The following is a 22,969-nucleotide window of genomic DNA, read 5'->3' as shown; positions in this document are numbered from 1 at the left end:
CACCATGCAACTGATCTATGAGATCCTCATTTCATTCTTTTTGGTGTTCGGCGCTTTTTTCCTATTGGTTGGATCAATCGGTATGATCCGTCTACCTGATTTATTTATGCGTCTGCATGCACCGACCAAAGCAGGGACTTTAGGGTTAGGAAGTTTCTTGATCGCAGCAATGATCTTTGGTGTGACACAAGAGCGTTTTGGTTTTGCTGAGTTACTGATTACCCTATTCATCTTTATTACCGCACCTGTATCTGCAAATTTAATGGCGCAGGCTGCTATTCATTTGCGTTTGCGCTCGAATAGTGGTGATGTTCCTGAGGCTTTAAATCGCCCGCTTCCTTGGCAACGGTATAGCCGTAAAGACAAAAAAGACCAACTGTAGTTGGTCTTTTTTTATTAAAAATTTACCGAAAGCCCAATATAAAAAAGCCACCCGAAGGTGGCTTTTTAATTTATTCTTTATCTTGCTCGTGTTCAGGCAAATCCTTGACCGCTTCAGCAATCAAACCAAACATATAGTTTCCATATGCATTGGTTTTATCATAATGGAAACGCAATCTTGGCGTGATACGCGTCTTGATGCGACGACTCAATTCATGACGCAAGAAACCAGAAGCCTTATTCAGCACATCTAAAGTTTCTTTATTTGCAGCTTCACTTTGATCATCACCCAGTTCACGCCCCATAACAGTGACATAAACTTCAGCATATCCCATATCTGCACTGACTTTCACGGCTGAGATGGTCACTAGACCACCCAGACGTGGATCTTTAAGCTCCTGACGGATCAGCTCAGCCAACTCACGTTGTACTGAATCCGCCATGCGCTTTAAGCGTTGGCTACCCGCCATTAAAGACTCCGTTTAATCAGTTGAACATCATATACTTCGATCTTATCTTGTACTTTGATGTCTTTATAACCTTTCACCGCAAGACCACATTCCATACCTGCGCGAACCTCTTCAACCACTTCTTTATAACGACGAAGAGATTCAAGCTCACCTTGGAACACAACCACGTCGTCACGTAATACGCGAATCGGTTTATTACGGTGTAACATACCTTCAAGTACCATACAGCCTGCTGCTGCACCAAACTTACTTGAGTGGAAGACTTCACGTACTTCCGCTACACCTAAGATCGTTTCACGATGTTCAGGTGCAAGCTTACCGCTCATTGCTGCTTTTACATCATCAATCAATTGATAAATGATGCTGTAGTAACGAATATCGATACCGTCTTGATCAGATTTCTGACGTGCAGTGTTGTCCGCACGTACGTTGAAACCAAGTAAGACTGCTTCTGAAGATTCAGCTAAAGTGACATCTGACTCAGTGATTGCACCGACACCAGAACCGATCACACGAACTTTAACTTCATCAGTTGAAAGCTCATCAAGTGCAACATGCAATGCTTCTAAAGTACCGCGTACGTCAGTTTTAAGTACGACATTTACATAAGGCACATCTTTTTTACCCATAGATGCCATGATGTTTTCAAGACGCATCGCACTCGCGCGCTCTAAACGTTTATGACGTTCACGATCAGAACGAGCATCAGCAACTTCACGAGCTTTCTTCTCATCATTCACAACAAGAACTTCATCACCCGCCATTGGTGCTTCAGGTAAACCTAAAATCTCAACTGGAATCGAAGGACCTGCTGACTGAATTCGTTTACCGTTTTCATCAACCATCGCACGTACACGACCATAAGATGAGCCAGCAAGAACTAAATCACCGATGTTCAAAGTACCGTTTTGTACAAGAATCGACGTTACCGCACCACGGCCTTTATCAACACGTGCTTCAATAACAACACCTTGAGCCGCACCGTCTGCAGAAGCTTTGAGTTCCATCAATTCAGCTTGGATCAAGATCAGGTCAAGTAACCCATCGATACCGGCACCAGAATGTGCTGAAACTTTCGCGATAGGTACATCACCGCCCCACTCTTCAGGCACGATACCTTTAGTGGTCAATTCATTTAAGACGCGATCTACGTCTGCTGATTCTTTATCCATTTTGTTGATTGCAACAATAATAGGCGTACCAGCAGCACGCGCATGGTCAATTGCTTCCGCAGTTTGTGGCATTACACCATCATCCGCAGCAACAACAAGTACCACAATATCAGTCGCTTTTGCACCACGTGCACGCATAGAAGTAAACGCTGCGTGTCCAGGGGTATCTAAGAAAGTAATAATCCCTTTCTCAGTTTCAACGTGATAAGCACCGATATGCTGAGTAATACCACCCGCTTCTCCCGCTGCCACTTTAGAGCGACGGATACGATCCAGTAATGAAGTTTTACCATGGTCAACGTGACCCATGATCGTAACTACTGGAGGACGAGTTGTTTGCTCACCACGTGCTTCTTCAGCTGCAACCAATAAATTATCTTCTGCTTGAGTATCCGAAACTAGAACAGGATTGTGTCCCATTTCTTCAACTACAAGTACCGCTGTATCTTGTTCAATCGCTTGGTTCTGTGTAACCAACTCACCCATTTTCATGAGGGTTTTGATAACTTCACGAACTTTAACAGCCATTTTTTGAGCAAGATCAGCAACAACGATTTTCTCGCCAATCTCAACATCGTAAACTTGTTTTTTGACAGGTTTTTCGAAACCATGTTTGTTTGCTTGGCTGGTTTTTAAACCACGCTTGTGATGATTCTTGCTGAAACTTTGTTCAGACTGAGCATCACCGCCGCGACCGCCTTTCTTACCAGCTCGTGGGTTTGCAGTTGCACCACCACGTTTGATTTCACGGTCTTCCTTGTTAAAGGAATCTTCATATGCTTGACCAACAAGACCCGCTGCTAAAGGCGAATCATCAATCACACGAACAGTCGTAGTGGTATCATCATTTGAATATTTTGATGCCATTTTACGCATTTGTTCAAGCGTACGTTGCTGAGCTTCTTCAGCCGCCTTACGACGCACTGCTTCTTCAGTTGCTTTTAACTGAGCAGTTTGTGCTTCACGTGCTTTTTTCTGTTCAGCCGTCTCTGATGGTTTTACCACTTGAGGCGCTTTAATCACCTTATCGCTATTGCGTTTTTTCACCACAACAGCCGTTTTTGACGGTGCTTGGGTTGCGCTATCAGAAGTATGCGCTGCACGCATCGCTTCTAAAGTTGCATTGGCTTTTTTCTCTGCAACATCACGTGCATTTTGCACTGCTTCAGTACGTACATTTTGTTCAGCACGTACTTTCACATTCGCTTCTACGCGTGCTTTTGCTTCAGCAGCAAGCAACTCTGGGTTCGGTTTAGCAAAAACTTGTTTCTTACGAACTTCAACATTAATGCTTTTTGCTTTGCCCGAAGTACTTGTAACTTTAGCAGTACTCGTTGTTTTACGTTTCAACGCAATTTTTCCTGTGTTACCACTTTCCTGACCATGAACTTTTTTCAAATGATTGACTAAAGTGTCTTGTTGCTCAGTGGTAATAATATCATCTGCTTTACGCTGTGGTAGACCTGCATCACGAACCTGCTCTAGGAGTTTCTCTACAGGACGTTCTACGCTGAGCGCTAACTCTTGAATCGACTTGTCCGTCATCTATTATCTCCTAGTTAAACCATGATTCACGTGCTTTCATGATGAGTTGACCCGCTTTGTCATGACCTAAACCTTCGATATCAGAGATATCATCAGTCGCTTGGTCTGCCAAATCATCAACAGTAATCACACCACGTGCCGCCAATGCATATGCAATCTCAGTGGTCATACCTTCCATTCCGAGAAGTTCTGCACTTGGCTCTTGAATATTTTCTTGCTGTTTTAACGCATCCGTTAATGCAGCTTCTTTTGCACGACTTTGTAGTAATTCAACTAAGTCTGCATCAAGCTCGATTTCATCAAATGTCTCAGCAGGAACATAAGCAATTTCTTCTAATGAAGTGAAGCCCATTTCTACCAAAGCCATTGCTAAATCTTCTTCAATATCGAGACGTGATACGAACATATCAAGATATTGTTGTGCTTCATTTTGCTGACGAGCACGATACTCTTCTTCCAACATCATGTCGAGTTTATAACCGGTTAATTCCGATGCTAAACGAACATTCTGTCCTTGCGAACCAATCGCACGTGCCAACTGGTCACTGGTCGCAAAAATGATATCTGCACTACGTGCATCTTCATCAAGTACGATACCTGAAACGTCTGCTGGCTCTAATGCACTTGCAATGTATTGCGCTGGATCATCAGACCACACCACAACATCAATACGCTCACCATTTAATTCTTGTTGTACCGCTTGGATACGCGTACCACGCATACCAATACATGCACCTACAGGGTCAATACGATGATCATTGGTTTTCACTGCAATTTTAGCACGTACACCTGGTTGACGCGCTGCGGCTTTAATTTCAATGATTTCTTCAGAAATTTCTGGAATTTCTTTTTTCATTAAAGCCATTAGCATTTCAGGACGAGCACGTGACAACAGCAATTGTGCACCACGACCTTCACGGTTTACGTTATACAAAATTGCATTGATACGTTGCTTAGGACGTAAAATTTCTTTATGGATGGTTTCTTCACGCGCCAAATATGCTTCTGCATTGTCACCAAGATCAATGATAAAACCATCTTTAGTTTGTTTTTTCACTTCACCATAGATCAGTTCGCCAACTTTAGATGCATACGCATCCGCAACCAACGCACGTTCAGCTTCACGAATCTTTTGCACAATCACTTGTTTTGCAATTTGCGCAGCAATACGACCAAACTCGATCGATTCAACTTCAAGCTCGCGGATATCGCCAATTGACCACTTTGTTGCATCCACATCAGAAATCGCATCCTGACATGCTGGCATTTCGTGGTCTTCATCTGCAACCAGCGTCCATTGACGGAAAGTACGGTAATCACCAGTTTTACGATCAATCTCAACACGAAGTTGAGCTTCTTCTGAATTTGTGCCTTCGTAGAATTTTTTCTTCGTCGCGGCAACAAGTGCTTGCTCTAACGCTTCGAAGATCGCTTCACGACTAACACCTTTTTCATTACTAACCGTTTCTGCAACGGTAAGAATTTCGCGGCCCATAAGTCACCTACCGATTTCTTATAAAATTAAGTTAATATTAGTCTTGATAGATTAAATTTGCTTTATCAATATTATTACTATCAACTTCAAGCACCTGACCACCCTCTACTTCAACCTGAATGAGTTCATTTTCTAGGTCTACAGAAAGTAATTTTGCTTGAAATTTACGACGGTTTTCGACAGCAGCAATTAATCGTAAAGCGACTTGTTGTCCAATATACCCAGACATTTGTGACAACTGAAAGAATGGGCGATCCCAACCAGGTGAAGAAACTTCTAGAGCATACTCACCCGAAATCGGATCATGGACATCTAGCATTGCGCCCACTTGTTGCGTGACCAGCACACAATCTTGAACACCAATACCACGCCCTTGGTCTGCTTCGCCATCTTCGGTGAGAAGTGGCTCTGCATTGTCATCAGTCGCTTTGTCAATATAAATACGTAATAAAGAACGTTTACCTTGTGGTAGGAATTCAATTCCCCACAGATCTACACCACAAGCAGCCACAGCTGGTGCGATAAGATCAAACAGTGCTTGAGATTTATTTGATAATTTCATTTACTCTCGTCGCTCTCATGCGAGCCAATCAATCTTAACCGTATAGTGAACACGATGATTTGATCTTGCGCCGTATACGGCTCATATCGACACTACACGATAGCTAAACAACCAATAAAAAAGGGCGTAATCGCCCCTATGTTACACAGAAAAGCAAAGCCCACTGTGCAAAAAGGCCCACCTATTGTGAGCCTCTTTTTAGAAACTTGGTAGCGGGAGCTGGATTTGAACCAACGACCTTCGGGTTATGAGCCCGACGAGCTACCAGACTGCTCCATCCCGCATCAACGTGCAAAATTATATACAATTATGAAAAAAAGTCAATCTAAGTTTTTTCCACCATTGCTTGATTAAGTTGCACCTTAATCAAATGGTAGCGGGAGCTGGATTTGAACCAACGACCTTCGGGTTATGAGCCCGACGAGCTACCAGACTGCTCCATCCCGCATCAACAAATTACTGCGTACACCAAACTTACTGGTTATTAAGCTTGGTGCGGAAGGGGGGACTTGAACCCCCACGCCCGAAGGCACTACCACCTCAAGGTAGCGTGTCTACCAATTCCACCACCACCGCAGCTTTGTGGGACGAATTCTAGTACCTAAAACAAAAAAAGGAAAGCATTAATTCAGCTTATTCAGTCGTTTTTGGTGCATTTGGCGAAGTTTCAGCCGATGTCACTGGTGCAGAGGTTGAGGTTTGAACAGTTTTTAAACTATATGCATCTGTGGTATGTTTTTTTGCAAGTACAGCCAAAGTTAGACTGGTCACAAAAAAGATTGCAGTAAAAACTGCAGTTAAACGTGTCAAGAAGTTACCTGCACCTGACGCGCCAAATACAGTTGCAGCACCACCACCACCAAACGATGCGCCTGCTTCTGCACCTTTACCTTGTTGTACTAAAACCAAAGCAATAATCAAAATTGCTAAAATGATGTGTACAACGAGTATAAAACTATACATTTCTATTCCTCGTTATTTGCTTTGTGCAAATGCTTGTGCAATTTGGTAAAAAGATTGTGCATTGAGAGATGCACCACCCACTAAGGCACCATTGATATCTGGACATGCAGCCAATTCAACTGCATTTTCAGCTTTAACGCTACCACCATATAAGATCGCCATGTTTGCGCCATATGATGTGATTTGCGTTAACCCTTCACGAATTTTTGCATGCATCGCCTGAGCATCTTCTGGTGAAGCTGTTTTACCTGTGCCTATCGCCCAAATTGGCTCATAAGCGATCACGATATTTTGCCATTGTTCAGCTTTGACCACAGCAGCAATATCACAGATTTGCTGTAATACAACTTGATCAGCCAAACCTTGCTCACGCTGATCAAGACTTTCACCAACACAGTAAATCACAGTTAAGCCTGCATTTAATGCATGATGCAACTTCTCTTTTAAAATTTCGACATGGTCACCGAACAACTCACGGCGCTCAGAATGACCAACCAGCGCAAACTCAATGCCACTGTCTTTCAGTAATTCCGCACTCACTTCTCCCGTGTACGCACCTGTACCCGCTACCCGAGAAAGATCTTGCGCTACAGTATAGACTGTCCTAGCGGCATCTTTTAGCTCAGCCTGAATACTGGTTAAAGCGATTGTGGTCGGTGCCACACCGATATGACATTGTTCGGGAGCAATATTTTCTTGCTCTAATAACTGTTTAAATTCTTGTATTAATTGGAAAGCATTCGCATGCATTGGATTCATTTTCCAATTACCAACAACCCAAGGGGTAATGGTCGAATTCGACATACTTCGCCTGCCTAATGTTAATTTCTCAAAAATGCTGCATATTTTACACGGATTTTTATAAAATTGAGTTTTTTTCTATTGTTTAAATATAAATCAGATTGAAAACAGCATGGGCTCAACAAGAAATCCTTTGCGAACGCTCTATTCGTTTTGATATTTATTTTAAAATTAAGTTGCTTAGGCGTTGCTACTCTTTCCAACACACATTGCATTATCGCTAAAAACGGCTCAAACTTAGATCGAATTAATCGTGTGTCTTTTAGCAACGGAACGAATAAAAGAAAATTAATTTATAAAAAACTCGATTAGTTCAAAGTTTTATCGGTGAACCAAGTCAAAAACGACACTTTCTCTAGTGGTATTTTTGCATAACAAAAGTATAATTTTTAGGATACATATTATAAACATTTATTGTCATAAGGCGGACAGATGTCAGGATTACATACGTCTCCAAAATTTTCGGGGTTTATTCGACGATTGGTCGAAGATGGTCATATGTCTGCATCAGGTATGCAAACAGCAATCGACACAGCAAAAAAAGCACAACAAGATATTGTTGCGCATCTGATTGAACATCATCGTCTTTCTCAACTTACCATTGCTGAAACCATTGCGGTAGAATTCGGTGAGCCAGTCTTTGATTTAGCGGTTTTTGATACGGCTTTGTTGCCACGTGAGCTCGCTGACAGCAAGTTGATTCACAAACATCGGGTTGCGCCTTTGATTCAACGTGGGCAAATCCTCTATGTTGCTACCAGCAATCCAACCAATATTGATGCACTCGATGCAATTCGTTTTAATACCAAACTCAATATCGAACCGATTATTGTTGAACACAGCAAACTCGAAAAACTCATTGAGCAACAATTTGGGGACACGGACAACTTCGATTTTGGGGAAAATGAAGATTTTGATCTTGATGTCGATATACCCACCGAATCAACACAAGATGATGAAGCCCCTCAAGGTGAAGAAGCACCGATTGTAAAATACATCAACAAGTTACTCATTGATGCGATTCGTATGGGGGCATCCGACTTACACTTTGAGCCTTATGAGAAAATGTATCGGGTTCGCTATCGTGTCGATGGCGTATTGCGTCAAATTGCAAATCCGCCGTTGCAACTCGCCACTCGACTTGCTTCACGTTTAAAAGTTATGTCGCAAATGGACATCTCTGAAAAACGGATGCCGCAGGATGGTCGTATTAAGCTCAAGCTATCCAAAACCAAAGCGATTGACTTCCGTGTCAACTCATTACCCACGCTATTTGGTGAAAAATTGGTGCTGCGTATCCTTGATCCATCCAGTGCAATGTTAGGCATTGAGGCACTCGGTTATGAAGAAGAACAAAAAGCATTATTTCTAGAAGCGCTCGACAAGCCTCAAGGCATGCTCTTGATCACAGGTCCAACAGGGTCAGGTAAAACGGTTTCTTTATATACGGGGATTAATATCCTCAACACTGAAGACACCAATATATCCACAGCCGAAGATCCCGTTGAGATCAACTTAGAAGGGATCAATCAGGTTAACGTCAACACCAAGACAGGCTTAACCTTCTCTGCTGCCCTTAAAGCCTTTCTCCGTCAAGATCCTGATATCATCATGGTTGGTGAGATTCGTGACCTAGAAACTGCTGAAATTGCCATTAAAGCAGCACAAACCGGTCATATGGTGATGTCTACACTTCATACCAACAGTGCACCTGAAACCTTAACTCGCTTGCGTAATATGGGAGTCCCCTCCTTCAATATCGCGACTTCGGTCAATCTTGTGATTGCACAGCGATTAGCACGTCGCTTATGTCCACAGTGCAAACAAGCGATAGATATTCCCAAACAAAGTCTTTTGGAGTTAGGCTTCACTGAACAAGATTTAGCAAATCCTGAACTTCAGATATTTCAACCGGTTGGTTGTTCCGAATGTCGTGAAGGCTACAAAGGCCGTGTCGGTATCTATGAAGTGATGAAAGTGACCCCTGAAATTTCTAAAATCATTATGGAAGATGGCAATGCATTACAAATCGCAACCGCCTCTGCACAAGCTGGTTTTAACAATTTAAGGCGTTCAGGTTTACAAAAAGTCATGCAAGGGATCACTTCATTACAAGAAGTTAATCGAGTCACAAGTGAATAAAATTAATAAAAAGGATTAATAATCATGGCAGCTAAAAAAGCGCAAATGATGCCTACTTTTGCTTATGAAGGGGTAGATCGTAAAGGGGCAAAAATTAAAGGGGAATTACCTGCACGGAATATGGCTTTAGCAAAAGTCACTTTACGTAAACAGGGCGTCACCATTAAGAATATTCGAGAAAAACGCAAAAATATTCTCGATGGCTTAATGAAAAAACGAGTCACAACACTGGATATCACGGTGTTCACACGCCAGCTTGCAACCATGATGAAAGCCGGCGTACCACTGGTACAAGGTTTTGAAATTGTTGCTGAAGGCTTAGAAAACCCTGCCATGCGTGAAGTGGTACTGGGCATAAAGAGCGAGGTCGAAGGGGGTAATACTTTTGCTGGTGCACTAAGAAAATACCCACAATATTTTGACAATTTATTTTGTTCTTTAGTTGAATCTGGCGAACAGTCTGGTGCGCTAGAAACCATGCTTGATCGTGTAGCGATCTACAAAGAAAAAAGTGAATTACTGAAACAAAAGATCAAAAAAGCCATGAAATACCCAGCCACAGTGGTGGTGGTTGCGGTCATTGTGACGATTATTTTGATGGTCAAAGTTGTGCCTGTTTTCCAAGATCTATTTAGTTCATTTGGTGCTGACTTACCCGCCTTTACCAAAATGGTGGTGAATATGTCGGTATGGATGCAAGAATATTGGTTTATCTTGATTATTGTGATTGGTGCGATTATTGCCTGCTTTCTCGAAGCGAAAAAACGCAGTAAAAAGTTTCGAGATACACTGGATAAAATGGCACTGAGATTGCCTATTTTTGGTGATTTAGTTTATAAAGCCATTATTGCGCGATATAGTCGTACTCTAGCGACAACATTTGCAGCAGGTGTGCCACTGATTGATGCACTTGAATCAACCGCTGGTGCAACCAACAACGTGGTTTATGAAGATGCGGTGATGAAGATCCGCGAAGATGTCGCAACTGGACAACAATTACAGTTTGCCATGCGCGTGTCGAATCGCTTCCCATCGATGGCGATTCAAATGGTTGCGATCGGTGAAGAATCAGGTGCTCTAGACAGCATGCTCGATAAAGTGGCAACCCACTATGAAAATGAAGTCGATAACGCGGTTGATGGTTTAACTGCAATGATGGAACCACTCATTATGGCAATTCTAGGTGTACTGGTCGGTGGACTTGTGATTGCAATGTACCTTCCAATCTTCCAAATGGGTTCTGTGGTCTAATGCAACAATTTTTCTCTTATTTTATCGAAAACCCAACTGCGCTCTATCTTGCAGTGGGGTTGTTGAGTTTATGTATTGGTAGTTTCCTCAACGTCGTTATTTTCCGAACACCTCGAATGATGGAACAGGAATGGCAGCAAGAGTGTCAGATGCTGCTCCACCCAGAACAACCGCTCATCGATCAAAGTAAATTAACACTCAGTCAACCACCCTCGACCTGCCCAAAATGTCACTCTGCGATACGCTGGTATCAAAATATTCCTGTGATCAGTTGGCTCGTGCTACGCGGTAAATGTGGTGCTTGTCAAAATCCAATTAGTATCCGCTATCCATTGATTGAGCTTCTCACAATGGCGTGTTCTCTGGTGGTCGTGGCTGTATTTGGTGCAACCATTCAAATGCTGTTTGCCTTGGTCTTCACATGGGTTTTGATTACACTGACCTTTATTGATTTCGATACACAACTGCTTCCTGACCGTTTTACCCTTCCCCTTGCAGCACTAGGCTTAGCAATCAATAGTTTTGCGGTTTATACCACAGCAAGCTCGGCGATTTGGGGCTATGTAATCGGCTTCCTCTGTCTATGGATTGTTTATTATCTCTTTAAACTCATCACAGGCAAAGAAGGAATGGGCTATGGAGACTTTAAACTACTCGCAGCCTTAGGTGCTTGGATGGGGCCGATGCTACTGCCGTTGATTGTGTTACTGTCTTCTATCGTCGGCGCAATTGTAGGGATTATTCTGCTGAAAATGCGTGGTGAAAATCAGCCCTTTGCATTTGGTCCTTATATTGCGATTGCAGGTTGGATTGCTTTTTTATGGGGTGATCAAATTATGAAAGTTTATCTTGGAGGTTAATATGCGATTTATCTTGGGAATTACAGGAGGCATTGGCAGTGGTAAATCTGCGGCGACCCAATGGTTTGAGTCTCAAGGTATCTGCGTTGTTGATGCTGACATTGTGGCAAGAGAAGTTGTTGAACAAGGTCAACCCGCATTAAAAAGTATTCAAGATGCTTTTGGAGATTGGGTGTTATTGGAAGATGGCAACTTAAATCGACGTGCACTGCGCGAGCATATTTTCCAATCACCTGAAGCGCGTCAAACGTTAGAGGGAATTACCCACCCCGCGATTCGCCAGTCGATTATCCAACAACTACAAAACGCTCAAAGCCCTTATGTGATCTTGGTTTCACCACTACTCTTTGAAACCAATCAGCATGAACTTGTTCATCACACCTTACTGATTGATGCAGATGAACAAACACAGTTACAGCGTGCCAGCCAACGCGATGGACAAAATGCAGCAGAGATTAGAAAAATTATTGCAGCACAAATGCCTAGAGCTCAAAAACAACAACTCGCCCATGATGTTGTTCTCAATGATGGTTTATTAGAACATCTGCATAAGCGGTTGAAGCCCTTACATTTAAGTTATTTGCAACGTGCTGAGCAGTTCTTTTAATCTTTTTTTTGCTGAGCAAGTTGTTTACTTAAGCTGTCTTGGCGGAACCACCGCCATGGCTGTAATGCCCCGATTGCCATTCCCACCAAACCACAAGCAACGGCAACACTTAAGGGTTCATTTAACAACGGAACGGCAAGCACAGCCGCGATAAACGGCGCTAAAGTGACAATACTTCCAGTCTTAAATGCACCTAAACGCTGAATTGCAGCGATATAAGTCAAAGTGGCAACAATCACGACCAATACGCCATGAAACAAGCCTTGTACCAACAAATGCACAGCTTCGACTTCTTGAAAATGCTTTGGAATAAATAAAAGATAAATCGGCAAATAAATCAATGCAGACCAGATTGCCACACTTGCCATCGCATGCCATGCGGACAATTGCCACTGTTTCAACAACACAGTGAATAGCCCCCACCAAACTGCACTAAAAAAGAATAACAGATCACCTAGACCAAATGACGAAGCTTGCTCATGCAACATCAAATAGTTCATCACCGCCAAAGCACTCAACATAATGATCAAACTCAACCACGTATGCTTATCAAAGGTCTGCTTAAAAAATACATAAGCAGCGACGGCAGTACATAATGGGATAAAACCATTTAAAAAAATCGCGGCATGCGCTGCTGGTGCATGTAAAAAGGCAGTATAAACGGTAAAACAGTAGGCTAAACCCCCTGTTAATGCCAATATCACTGCACGTGGATGCCATAAAAAAGCCAAATCTTTTTTATAAATCAGGATCGGCATGAGAATCGTAAACGCAATCGCAAAGCGCATTGCAACCAGATCCCAAGCACTGATATGCCAATGCGCATTTAAGCGAGAAAAAATGGTAAAGCCGCCCCAAATACACATGGTAATGAAGACAAATACGTAGCCTTGGGTTCGAACCGTCATGTCAAAGCACTTGAATCATCATACCGCAAGCATATGCTTATACATTGCGCTGACGACATGCTTCATACAATGCCATTCCCGTCGCCACACTCACATTCAAGCTTTGTAAATCACCTGACATTGGAATATAAACGGTGTGATCACACTGAGACTGTGTAATTGGTCGCAAGCCTGTATCTTCAGCACCCATCACGATCACAATCGGTCCACTAAAATCACACTGCTGTAGTGGCAATGCCTTTTCATCTAACATCGTGCCGATAACGCGCGTATGTGTGGTGTCTTTTAAATGCGCCAAAGTACGTGCAAGATTAGTGACTTGAATAAATTTAACCTTTTCAGCGCCCCCTGCTGCAACTTTGCGAGCAGTTGGTGTAAGCCCTGCGGAACGGTCACGAGGCACGATCACCGCTTGAACCCCCATTGCAGCAGCAGTACGAATACAGGCACCAAGGTTATGCGGATCAGTTACTTGATCCAGTGCCAATAACAACGCATTTGGAGTCTGTTGCATCAGTTGATCTAAATCTTGTTCATTTAAGGTCGGATGTGGACGTACAGCCGCGACAACCCCCTGATGAAAAGGCAGACCCGCCAATTTTTCTAAACTTTCTCGACTGGCTTGTTGCACACTAATCCCAAAAGGTTCTGCAAGCTGTAAAATCTTTTGTAGACGTTGGTCATCACGCCCTTTCAGGGTAAACAACGTCAAGACTCGCTCAGGCTCTAACTCTAATAATGACTCCACAGAGTGAACACCATAATAATATTCAGATTTTGCCATGAACGAACGACCTCTTTAAAAATGCCCGCTTCAAAAAAGGGGATTTAGATTGTAAAAGTTTCTCTTTGAAGCAGAAACTTTTGGGAGACTTATAAAAAATAAAAATCCTGAAAAGTGACTTTACAGGTGAGGAGCGAATAGCTCCACAAGGGAATTTAATAAAAAAATCCTGTAAAATGACTTTACAGGTGAGGAGCGAATAGCTCCGCAAGGGAATTTAATAAAAAATCCTGTAAAATGACTTTACAGGATTCCCTTACAGCATAAGTGTACTCGATTTAAACAGTAATAGGTTAGCCTTCTAGATGGCAAACATAATCGAGCACTTCATCCGCTTCGATATGAAAAACACTATTGCCAGGCACATAAAAAGACTGTCCAGCACGGAATAACTCACTTTCGGTGCTATCTGCAATTTTTACACGGCATTCACCAGAAATAATTTCCATACGCTCTGGTACATGTGTCTCGAATGCTAAAGGCTGTTCAGTCGGTAAAAGGACACCTAAAGTCTTTTTGGTACCATCTTCAAACTGTACTGTATGGCTAATACATGCCCCACCAAAATACACATTTGACTTTTTAATGACCGTAACATGATCAAACTGCACTGAACTCATGCCTACTCTCCAAATAATGCAGCATTTATATTAGGTTATGATGGACGTAGTTTAATTGTGCCTGCGTCACTAATCAATCCATTTTTATCATGCTTTTTGCAGCAAATTTCGAAGCACCAAAGTGCTTTATCACAGAGAGAACTGTCATATCCTAGGCAAATCAACAAATTCATCTATTCAACGCTTGTAGCAACTATAAAACTTCTCTATCTTTAAGCAAAAGATTTTGTGCATTGGATGCGTTTATGCTCACCCATTTAACTTTAATTAATTTTGCACTCGCCGACCACCTCGCTTTAGATATTGAACAAGGTTTTAATGTACTTACTGGTGAAACTGGTGCAGGTAAATCATTATTGTTAGATGCATTATCTGCCTGTTTAGGAGAGCGCACAGACACCCATTATGTCCGCTATGGTGCCGATAAAGCAGATGTGACTGCTGTATTTAGTTATCAGCCCGAAAGTGCCGAAGCACATTGGTTAAAAGAACATGAACTGGATGATGACACTGCTGAAATTCATTTAAGACGCGTGGTTTTTGCGACAGGCCGAAGTAAAGCATGGATTAATGGGCGACCAAGCAGTTTAACTGAACTTAAAGAAATAGGGCGTTTGCTCGTACAACTCTATAGCCAACATAGCCAACAACAATTACTTGAACCACCCTATCCCAAACATTGGTTAGACCGCTATAGCAACTTTGCAACGCCAGCACAGGCTGTGCGTGAGGCTTATGCGACTTGGCAAAAAAACATTCATCAACATCAAGCCGCTTTAGATGCGCAAGCAACACGTATTCAAAGAATACAAACGCTTGAATCCCAACTTGAAGAACTCGAAGATATCATTCAGACTGATTATCGTGAAACAGAACAAGAATTTGATCGTCTGAGCCATCATGAACACATCATGCAAGACTGTGGTTTTAGCTTGAATGTGCTAGATGAAGCAGAACAAAATATTACCCAAGAAGTTGCCTCCATCATCCGTCGTTTGGAGTCTCACGCAGGACGTAGTGAGCAACTCTCCAGTATTTATAATTCATTGTTGAATGCACAAAGTGAAATAGATGATGCAACTGCGAGTTTGCGTCAATTTATTGACCGACAAAGTTTTGATCCTGAGCGGATGGAACAGCTCAATGCAACCTTAGAAATTTTTCATCGCCTTGCTCGTAAGCATCGTAGCCAACCTGAACAACTAAAGCAGGAATACGAAGCTTGGCAACAAGAGCTAGAACAGCTCCATCATCTTGAAGATCCTGAAACCTTAGCGGAACAAGTTGAGATTTCATATCAAGAATTTATGCAAAAAGCACAACATTTAGATGAAATTCGTCGTGCTGCAGCCATCCCATTGGCACAACAACTGATCGAACAAGTCAAACCACTCGCCTTGCCTGAAGCCTATTTTGAATTTAAGTTTGAACCATTGATGCCACCAAATGCAGAAGGTTTAAGTTCTATTCAACTGCTATTCACCGCCAATAAAGGCATCCCAGCACAACCTCTAGCACGTGTGGCATCAGGTGGCGAACTTTCACGTATTGCGCTGGTCATGCAAGTCATGAATGCCGAAAAAACTGAAGCTGAAGTGCTGGTATTTGATGAAATTGATGTCGGGATTAGTGGCGGAACTGCTGAAGTGGTTGGTCGCCTCCTCGCTGATTTGGCGCAACACGTACAATTGCTTTGTATTACTCATCAAGCGCAAGTTGCGGCACAATCTGACCAGCATCTCTTGGTGAAAAAGCAACAAACTGACCCTGCCAGTAGCACCATTATTGAACTTGACGAAGCGCAACGAATTTTGGAACTTGCCCGCATGTCTGGAGGTGTCGAAATTAGCGAAACCACCTTACAACACGCGAAACAACTACGTCAGTTGAAATTTCAACCGAGCTAGCGTCTATTAACAAAATATCAGAAAATGATTGGCGAAATCCGATCAACTCTTGTATGTTGATAAAAAGAACCTATATAGATAAATTAGCAGAATATTTTGATGGAGAACCGCCTAGGTGACGAAACAATATTTAACTCATCGTTGTCTAATTGCTCCACCAGACATGGCAGATGACTTCTTTGCAAATACAGTCATATATGTTGCTCGCCATGATGAAGACGGCGCTCAAGGCATTGTGATCAATCGCCCTTCTGATCTACAAATCAAAGAATTACTCAATGATTTAGAGATCGATGCCGACAATGTACAGCCACATGCAGTTTTGCAAGGTGGACCTTTGCGTCCCGAGGCTGGCTTTGTTTTACATACTGGTCAACCCACTTGGCATTCATCCATCGCAGTGGGTGAAAATGTTTGTATCACCACCAGTAAAGATATCTTAGACGCGATTGCACACAATGAAGGTGTTGGTCGTTATCAAATCGCATTGGGTTATGCGAGTTGGAGCAAAAATCAACTTGAGGAAGAAATGGCTCGAGGCGATTGGCTGATTTGTGACTCAGATATGGATTTGATTTTCAACTTACCTTATGACGATCGTTGGGATGCGGCCTACAAAAAAATTGGGGTAGATCGTACATGGTTTGCTTCAGAGATTGGTCATGCCTGATATCCAAACTTCACAATCAATCATGGCTTTTGATTTTGGCACCCAGAAAATGGGAATTGCGATTGGTCAGTCGAGTATCGAAAGCACCAACCCTCTCCCTCTATTCATCATGAAAGATGGCATTCCTGACTGGAATCAGTTATTGAAACTGGTCAAAGAATGGCAACCCAATCTATTTTTAGTGGGTTTGCCACTGAACATGGATGATAGTGAGTCAGAACTTTCTGCACGTGCCCGCAAATTTGCACGACGCTTACGCCATCAAACCAACATTGAAACATGGATGGTCGATGAACGCTTAACCACTCGAGAAGCACGAGAAGAACTTGAATTTCATCAAGAGCGAGGTCGCGCTAAGCGCTTATCCGCAGATAGTTTTGCGGCTGCGTTGCTGATTCAAAGTTGGTATCGCGATCCTGCTGGGATTACACCTTAGCAACCTAATAGCTAATCTAGTAAAATATTAGTAATTAAACCATAGTTCTATTCACTCAAAATCATTATGAATAAAAAACAGTTTTTTAGATTAACCATAGTTCTAGTTATTCCTTTTGCTATTCTTAGTTGGTGGCTATCTCAACAAGATTTTATTTTTGAAAGAGGACAACAAATTAGCTGTGATGTTGAGGAAAACAGTTGTGGTCCTGTTTTTTCATTTTCCTTAAAAAAATATAATGAAATGAATAATAATAACTTTCTCAAATATTCTACTTACGATGGTTCAACAATAATTTTTCTAACAAATTTCAAATATCCAATAGGACCAGCATATTTCTCAGATATTGAGAATAATGGGAAAATTATAGATCCGGATACAAATCCATATATTACTGCAAATACTTTAGAGAGTATGGGATGCTCTATCAGCTTCAATAGCTATTTCTGTCAAGATATTTCAGGAAGATTCAGCTTTAAAAATAATAATGATGCTGATAAATTTGAAAACCTAATACTAACAGCAAAAAATAAGTTTAAAAAAGCAGATACTATACGCCTTGGTATTGCAAGCCTCATTTTCTTAGGAATACTATTTAGTTATTTTTTAATTTCTTTCATTATAAGATTTATTATTTATGGTACTGGAAAATAAGAAAAGTACCAACACTTTCTGTTGGTACCTAAAAATTTAACTTATTTCTCAATAATCCTTACTGTCGCAGTACGTCCTGATACAAAAGCCAATGGATTATGCGGTTGCTCATCCAAAACAATTTTCACAGGCACACGTTGCGCTAAACGCACCCAACTAAAGGTTGGGTTCACGTTAGCAAGTAAATTCGAACTACCTGAGCGTTCACGGTCTTCAATTCCCGTTGCTACTCCTTGAACATACCCTTTAATCTGCTGACGATCCCCCATGAGTTGAACTGTTGCCTGATCACCAACATGAATACGATTGAGTTTAGTCTCCTCAAAATAACCCACCACATAAAGCTGATGGCGATCAAGTAAAGCGGCAACGGCTTGCCCCACATTGACATAGCTTCCGACACGCAAATCAAAATTTGATAAAGTTCCATCAGCAGGTGCAACCACTTCTGAACGATGTAAATTTAATTGAGCTAAATGCAAACTGCTTTGTGCGACTTCTATCAGTGCTTGTTGCTGTTGAATCGCTGCATTGGACTGCTCGATACTTGCAACCAGTTGCTCACGTTCTGCGACAGCTTGATCGCGGGTTGCAAACACTTGATCCTGCTCTTGCCTTGAAATCGCACCGTCCATGAGGCTAGCATAACGCGCTGCATTCTTTTCAGTCAGCTTCATATTGGCTTCGGTTTTGATCAAACTGGCTTTCGCACCTGCCAAGTTTGCATGAGCTTGTGCCAAACCCGCCTTGGCCTTAGCCAAATCAGATTTTGCTTGTTCCACATCTAAGGCTTGACGTGCAACATCAATTTTGAAAAGCACCTGTCCTTTTTTTACAGTCTGGTTATCCTGTACCAGAACCTCTGTGACCAGACCGTTGACATCTGATGCGACCTGAATCACATCACCCCGCACACGGCCATCTCTCGTCCACGGTGCGGCATTGTAGTAATTCCACAAATGCACGATCGCATAGACAGCGATCACGATCGCAACGAGTAATACCACAGGACGTATGACTTTTCGCACCTCAAATGCCTTCATGTTCATTACCTTTACCACTGATTCTTTAAATCATTAAATTTCGAATTGAGTGTTTATAAAAACCTTAGACCCACAGCCACACGAATAGCCCATGGACCAGTAGCAACAGTGCCAAGTAAAAACACAGATTAAAAATACTCGGCAGTGCAATCCAACCCTTGATGACCAATCGGTCGACCCATGGACTAATCAGCTTAAACAAGACATAAGCGATGATGGCTTGCACCAAAAGAATGGGGATATAAATCCCATAAAGATTAATTTCACCCATGTGACACACCTCCGCCTGACATTGCCACATCCATTTCATCGGTTGGAATATGACCAATGCTTTCACAAATATTATTCAGAGAAATCAACAGCCGTTGCTGTAATTGAGCATCTTCAATCTGCTGAGCAATGCGATGCAGTAGATTGATTTGCTGCACAATAGATGTTGAGAAATAATGTGATGCACTTTGTTTCTCTTGGGCTTGGAAATACTGAGCTAATTGCTGTTGCAATACTGCGACCTCAGTTTGCAGCGCGGATAGCTGCGGTAGTTTTTGACTAATTTCTTGTAGCCGCACCAAATCAACAATCGAGCTGCTCTCAATCAATGCATTTTGAATCGCTGTTTTAATCTCAGGATTTTGCACCAACTTGGTATTCAAAATACCCACACGATCCAACATACTGCGTAAATGGATTTTAAAATCACTACCATAAGACATGCTTAAGGCTTGACGCATGGCTTGATAATGCAAAGCCAAAATACGCGTAGCACTGGTATCAGGTGAAACGGCACGAACCAAATCAATCACAATTAGCGACACCAATACGCCCAAGATCATGGCAAAGGAACTATCCAGATAAGAAACCGCATCCATCGTATATTGGTTATGCAGATTCAAACCCATCATGGTGTTGATCCCAAGTACCATACCAATCGGCATCAGCATTTGATTGGCCATCATGGTTACAGCCACAAGGAACATTGGAAACAGGACCAAAGCCAGTTGCCAAAAATGTGTGACATGCGGAAAAATACCAAAGGCGTATAAAAAGACCAAACCCGCAGAAAAAATACTGCCCCAAATAAAAATCCGTAACACAGGCACAGGATTATCCAAAGCAGTCAAAATACACGCCGTCACCGCACCCATTTGCGCCATCATAAACCCAGCTTTCCAACCCGAAAGAATCCATGCGCCAGTCACAATAAAAGTAATCAGTACCGCACTAATGCCACCACGAACAGCGATGCCATGATCACGATGTAAACTTGGGTACTTGGTGGTAATCGCGGTAATTTCGACAGGAATATCTTTGTTGCCTTGCTGGATCTGCTGCCAAATAAGCTTTACCGCCAAAATATTGGCAATAAAATGACGCACATCCATTTTCAATGCCGCCAAGACAATTTGCTGTTCGGACGTTGCTAGAACCATAAGTTCAGCAAAATCCTGTTCAAAACTGCTCGGTAAGCCCTGTAAATCACTCGGTTTTAACAAGTGATCTTGTTTTAAAAATGCCAAGCTATGCTGAAGAATCAGATCCAAATGCGGTGCTAGATTGCTCATCTGCATTTTTTCAAGCTGTTTCACGCGTTGAGACAGCGCCACCAAATTAGCGACCACTAACGACACCTGATGCAACATTTCCTGCAAAGGCTTGGTCATCCCATTCAACTCACCTTTTTCATAAGCCAAATGAACTGCCAAAGCATGAATATCAGAAGCATCACGCGTGATCACTGACAGAATTTGCGTATCATCGTCCGAACTTGCCTGCACACTCATTAAATTCCTAAAGGTACTTTCCAGATCACTTAAGGTTTTATTGACACGCTGCTTGATCATTGCACCAACATGAACGGGTAAGACCGTTGCAGAGACGACCGCTGTTGCAATCACACCGATTGAAATTTCTAACACGCGCGCCAATGCAATATCAAACATATTGTAGGTATCAATATAGGTAATGGCGTTATACACGATCATTGCGGTTGAATAGCCCGCCAACATAAAGACATAACTACGTGGTGTACGATCAAGCAATGAAACGTATAAAGCAAAACCCACCCATAAAGACAAAATAATGGTAAATAACCATGGCGTATTAATAAAATGAGGGGTTAACAATAAGGCAATCATTGCCCCAACCACCGTCCCTACTAAACGATACACACATTTTGACGACACCATCCCTGAGTAAGGATTGGCAATAATCAATACCGTACCAATCGACCACATTGGATTAATTAAATCGAGTTCAAATGAAATAAACAGTGCCAGCATACCTGCCACAAAGGTTTTGCAGGCAAAAATAATGTCCAGTCGGCTCGGTCTAAAAGCCAACAACTGTTTAAATAGCATGAACGTGTCTCAATTCTGAGCCAGACTTTTCGCTCATATTCTTTCAACAACACCAATAAATGTGATGACGAGTTCAACTGATTTGGACAGATCCAAATCAGTTCGATAAGCGTAAAGCTGATGATAGGAAGTGATGTGCAATATTCGGAAAATTTAGAGTTACAACCCAAAAAATATCCAAATAAGACATTATGTGATCTATTTTTTCAAAACAAGACCAATTAGTCAATACAAATTATCACCATTTGATAATATTTAATTTTAATTTAGAATAATACTAATAGAAGTGATCTTCTTTCTCATCATGACCATTGGTTTATTCAACCATCTCGATCAGATTTAAAAGTCCATACACGAACTCAGACTTTTCTGTTATAAAACAATAAAAGTTTGATTTTCACGTTATTTTTAAGGAGTAGATGCCCCATCATGGCAATTTCGAGTTTTGGTAAGATTCTCACTGTACTGGATCTATTCTCAGTTTCACGCCCGATTATCAATGTCGATATCATTTGTGATGAGCTTGCTCTATCCAAACCTACTGCCTATCGCTATCTTAAAGAATTGGTCGCGACCGATATGCTGAAACGCATTAGTGGCACGTCAGGTGACTACACTTTAGGATCTAAAATCGCTGTTCTGGACTATATTTCGCACAGCACCGATCCATTGGTGCAAACAAGTATTCCTTTTATGCGAGATATCGTTGAAAAAACTGAACTGTGCTGTTTGCTCACCTATCTAAACCATGATTATTGTATCGACCTACATCACGAAACATTTAAAGAGTCAGAGCTACTCTCATTTGGTCGTGGTTGTCCTCGCCCTGTTTATATTGGCGCATCACCAAAAATCGTGATTGCACATTTGAGCAAACAACGCATTCAAGCCTACTATCAACAATTCAGTCATGAACTGGCTCAGGTTGGTTTCGCACAAAACTTAGATGAATTCTCTCAACACATGCGAAAAATCAAGAAACAAGGCTTTTATTTATCACAAGGTGAGATTGACCCATCTGTTTGTGGTCTTTCAGTACCAATTAGATTTTCAAACAAAGAAGCGCCGATTGCGCTCACTTTGGTGGCATCAAAAAATCGTTTTGACTTCTTAAACATTCAAAAATTGACAGAAATTCTGCAAAACAATGCCGCACAAATTGAACTTAAATTTGCAGCACTCCCAGAAAATCCATAAAGCCAAACTTGAGAATATAAAAAATATTTACATTTTTAGCCGTTGCTAAAATAGATGAATTCTCATATTATGATTATGTTCTTCAGCATACTCTCCGAAAAGAGCATGTTTCCTCAGAGAACTAAGCTCATCCTTGCTATGGGC

22 protein-coding genes and 3 tRNA genes are annotated in these 22,969 nt (G+C 41.9%); 10 read left to right on the top strand and 15 right to left on the bottom strand.

Going from position 1 to position 22,969, the window contains the following annotated elements:
- Window positions 1-4: 4 nt before the first annotated feature.
- Window positions 5-382, top strand: coding sequence for a Na+/H+ antiporter subunit G (locus F991_RS01755; RefSeq protein WP_004668376.1), 378 nt, complete (start codon window positions 5-7; stop codon window positions 380-382).
- A gap of 70 nt (window positions 383-452) precedes the next feature.
- Here F991_RS01755 and F991_RS01750 read toward each other — a convergent pair whose 3' ends face one another.
- The 9 genes from F991_RS01750 to tpiA all read right to left on the bottom strand — a co-directional run bounded on the left by F991_RS01750 (window position 453) and on the right by tpiA (window position 7,392).
- Window positions 453-851 (bottom strand): ribosome-binding factor A, encoded by a 399-nt coding sequence (locus F991_RS01750; RefSeq protein ID WP_004668375.1) that lies wholly within the window; start codon window positions 849-851, stop codon window positions 453-455.
- Window positions 851-3,568 (bottom strand): translation initiation factor IF-2, encoded by a 2,718-nt coding sequence (gene infB, locus F991_RS01745; protein WP_004668374.1) that lies wholly within the window; start codon window positions 3,566-3,568, stop codon window positions 851-853. Before infB ends, F991_RS01750 begins: the two co-directional genes overlap by 1 nt.
- A gap of 10 nt (window positions 3,569-3,578) precedes the next feature.
- Window positions 3,579-5,063 (bottom strand): transcription termination factor NusA, encoded by a 1,485-nt coding sequence (gene nusA / locus F991_RS01740; RefSeq protein WP_004668373.1) that lies wholly within the window; start codon window positions 5,061-5,063, stop codon window positions 3,579-3,581.
- 37 nt (window positions 5,064-5,100) lie between these two features.
- Window positions 5,101-5,625 (bottom strand): ribosome maturation factor RimP, encoded by a 525-nt coding sequence (gene rimP / locus F991_RS01735; RefSeq protein WP_004668372.1) that lies wholly within the window; start codon window positions 5,623-5,625, stop codon window positions 5,101-5,103.
- A 207-nt stretch (window positions 5,626-5,832) separates the two neighbouring features.
- A tRNA-Met gene (locus F991_RS01730) sits at window positions 5,833-5,909 on the bottom strand.
- Window positions 5,910-5,996: 87 nt separating this feature from the next.
- Window positions 5,997-6,073: transfer RNA gene (locus tag F991_RS01725), tRNA-Met, on the bottom strand.
- Window positions 6,074-6,116: 43 nt separating this feature from the next.
- Window positions 6,117-6,201 (bottom strand) — tRNA-Leu (locus tag F991_RS01720).
- Window positions 6,202-6,258: 57 nt separating this feature from the next.
- On the bottom strand, window positions 6,259-6,588 hold the full coding sequence (gene secG / locus F991_RS01715; protein WP_004668371.1) for a preprotein translocase subunit SecG: 330 nt from the start codon (window positions 6,586-6,588) through the stop codon (window positions 6,259-6,261).
- A gap of 12 nt (window positions 6,589-6,600) precedes the next feature.
- On the bottom strand, window positions 6,601-7,392 hold the full coding sequence (gene tpiA, locus F991_RS01710; RefSeq protein WP_004668369.1) for a triose-phosphate isomerase: 792 nt from the start codon (window positions 7,390-7,392) through the stop codon (window positions 6,601-6,603).
- Between the two features lie 429 nt (window positions 7,393-7,821).
- Here tpiA and pilB point away from each other — a divergent pair, with 429 nt between their 5' ends.
- The 4 genes from pilB to coaE are packed head-to-tail and all read left to right on the top strand — an operon-like array spanning window position 7,822 to window position 12,249.
- A complete protein-coding gene (pilB, locus tag F991_RS01705; RefSeq protein ID WP_004668368.1) occupies window positions 7,822-9,531 on the top strand; it encodes a type IV-A pilus assembly ATPase PilB in 1,710 nt (569 codons plus the stop codon).
- 24 nt (window positions 9,532-9,555) lie between these two features.
- Window positions 9,556-10,782: a type II secretion system F family protein gene (locus tag F991_RS01700; RefSeq protein WP_004668366.1), complete on the top strand. Its 1,227-nt coding sequence runs from the start codon at window positions 9,556-9,558 to the stop codon at window positions 10,780-10,782.
- Complete coding sequence (locus F991_RS17885) at window positions 10,782-11,642, top strand: prepilin peptidase (protein WP_004668365.1); 861 nt, start codon at window positions 10,782-10,784, stop codon at window positions 11,640-11,642. Before F991_RS01700 ends, F991_RS17885 begins: the two co-directional genes overlap by 1 nt.
- A gap of 1 nt (window position 11,643) precedes the next feature.
- A complete protein-coding gene (gene coaE, locus F991_RS01690) occupies window positions 11,644-12,249 on the top strand; it encodes a dephospho-CoA kinase (RefSeq protein WP_004668363.1) in 606 nt (201 codons plus the stop codon).
- Here coaE and F991_RS01685 read toward each other — a convergent pair.
- From F991_RS01685 to F991_RS01675, 3 genes are all read right to left on the bottom strand, one after another.
- A complete protein-coding gene (locus F991_RS01685) occupies window positions 12,246-13,157 on the bottom strand; it encodes a DMT family transporter (RefSeq protein WP_004668359.1) in 912 nt (303 codons plus the stop codon). The genes coaE and F991_RS01685 overlap by 4 nt on opposite strands.
- A 37-nt stretch (window positions 13,158-13,194) precedes the next feature.
- The gene (gene rlmB, locus F991_RS01680; RefSeq protein ID WP_004668357.1) at window positions 13,195-13,941 is read right to left on the bottom strand and encodes a 23S rRNA (guanosine(2251)-2'-O)-methyltransferase RlmB; all 747 of its coding nucleotides are present in this window, start codon (window positions 13,939-13,941) and stop codon (window positions 13,195-13,197) included.
- Between the two features lie 293 nt (window positions 13,942-14,234).
- Window positions 14,235-14,561, bottom strand: a complete 327-nt coding sequence (locus F991_RS01675; protein ID WP_004668356.1) for a pyrimidine/purine nucleoside phosphorylase — start codon at window positions 14,559-14,561, stop codon at window positions 14,235-14,237.
- A gap of 245 nt (window positions 14,562-14,806) precedes the next feature.
- Between F991_RS01675 and recN the strand changes: the two genes are divergently transcribed.
- The 4 genes from recN to F991_RS01655 all read left to right on the top strand — a co-directional run bounded on the left by recN (window position 14,807) and on the right by F991_RS01655 (window position 18,228).
- Window positions 14,807-16,468, top strand: a complete 1,662-nt coding sequence (gene recN, locus F991_RS01670; protein WP_004668354.1) for a DNA repair protein RecN — start codon at window positions 14,807-14,809, stop codon at window positions 16,466-16,468.
- A 115-nt stretch (window positions 16,469-16,583) separates the two neighbouring features.
- Window positions 16,584-17,138 (top strand): YqgE/AlgH family protein, encoded by a 555-nt coding sequence (locus F991_RS01665; RefSeq protein WP_004668352.1) that lies wholly within the window; start codon window positions 16,584-16,586, stop codon window positions 17,136-17,138.
- Window positions 17,131-17,574, top strand: a complete 444-nt coding sequence (gene ruvX, locus F991_RS01660) for a Holliday junction resolvase RuvX (RefSeq protein WP_004668350.1) — start codon at window positions 17,131-17,133, stop codon at window positions 17,572-17,574. The genes F991_RS01665 and ruvX overlap by 8 nt, the downstream gene beginning before the upstream one ends.
- A gap of 66 nt (window positions 17,575-17,640) precedes the next feature.
- Window positions 17,641-18,228, top strand: coding sequence for a hypothetical protein (locus tag F991_RS01655; protein ID WP_004668349.1), 588 nt, complete (start codon window positions 17,641-17,643; stop codon window positions 18,226-18,228).
- Window positions 18,229-18,269: 41 nt separating this feature from the next.
- On the opposite strand, the gene F991_RS01650 is transcribed toward F991_RS01655, so the two are convergent.
- From F991_RS01650 to F991_RS01640, 3 genes are all read right to left on the bottom strand, one after another.
- Entirely contained in the window at window positions 18,270-19,271 is a 1,002-nt protein-coding gene (locus F991_RS01650; protein ID WP_004668347.1) for an HlyD family secretion protein, read from the bottom strand.
- Between the two features lie 64 nt (window positions 19,272-19,335).
- Window positions 19,336-19,542, bottom strand: a complete 207-nt coding sequence (locus tag F991_RS01645) for a DUF1656 domain-containing protein (protein WP_004668345.1) — start codon at window positions 19,540-19,542, stop codon at window positions 19,336-19,338.
- The gene (locus F991_RS01640; RefSeq protein ID WP_004668343.1) at window positions 19,535-21,628 is read right to left on the bottom strand and encodes an FUSC family protein; all 2,094 of its coding nucleotides are present in this window, start codon (window positions 21,626-21,628) and stop codon (window positions 19,535-19,537) included. Before F991_RS01640 ends, F991_RS01645 begins: the two co-directional genes overlap by 8 nt.
- 429 nt (window positions 21,629-22,057) lie before the next feature.
- Here F991_RS01640 and F991_RS01635 point away from each other — a divergent pair, with 429 nt between their 5' ends.
- A complete protein-coding gene (locus tag F991_RS01635; RefSeq protein ID WP_004668341.1) occupies window positions 22,058-22,825 on the top strand; it encodes an IclR family transcriptional regulator in 768 nt (255 codons plus the stop codon).
- Window positions 22,826-22,969: the final 144 nt, after the last annotated feature.

It is taken from the genome of Acinetobacter sp. CIP-A165, from assembly GCF_000367985.1.
Classification (GTDB): domain Bacteria; phylum Pseudomonadota; class Gammaproteobacteria; order Pseudomonadales; family Moraxellaceae; genus Acinetobacter.
Note: the sequence above shows the minus strand (reverse complement) of the source record. Positions and strands in the feature narration are given on the sequence as shown.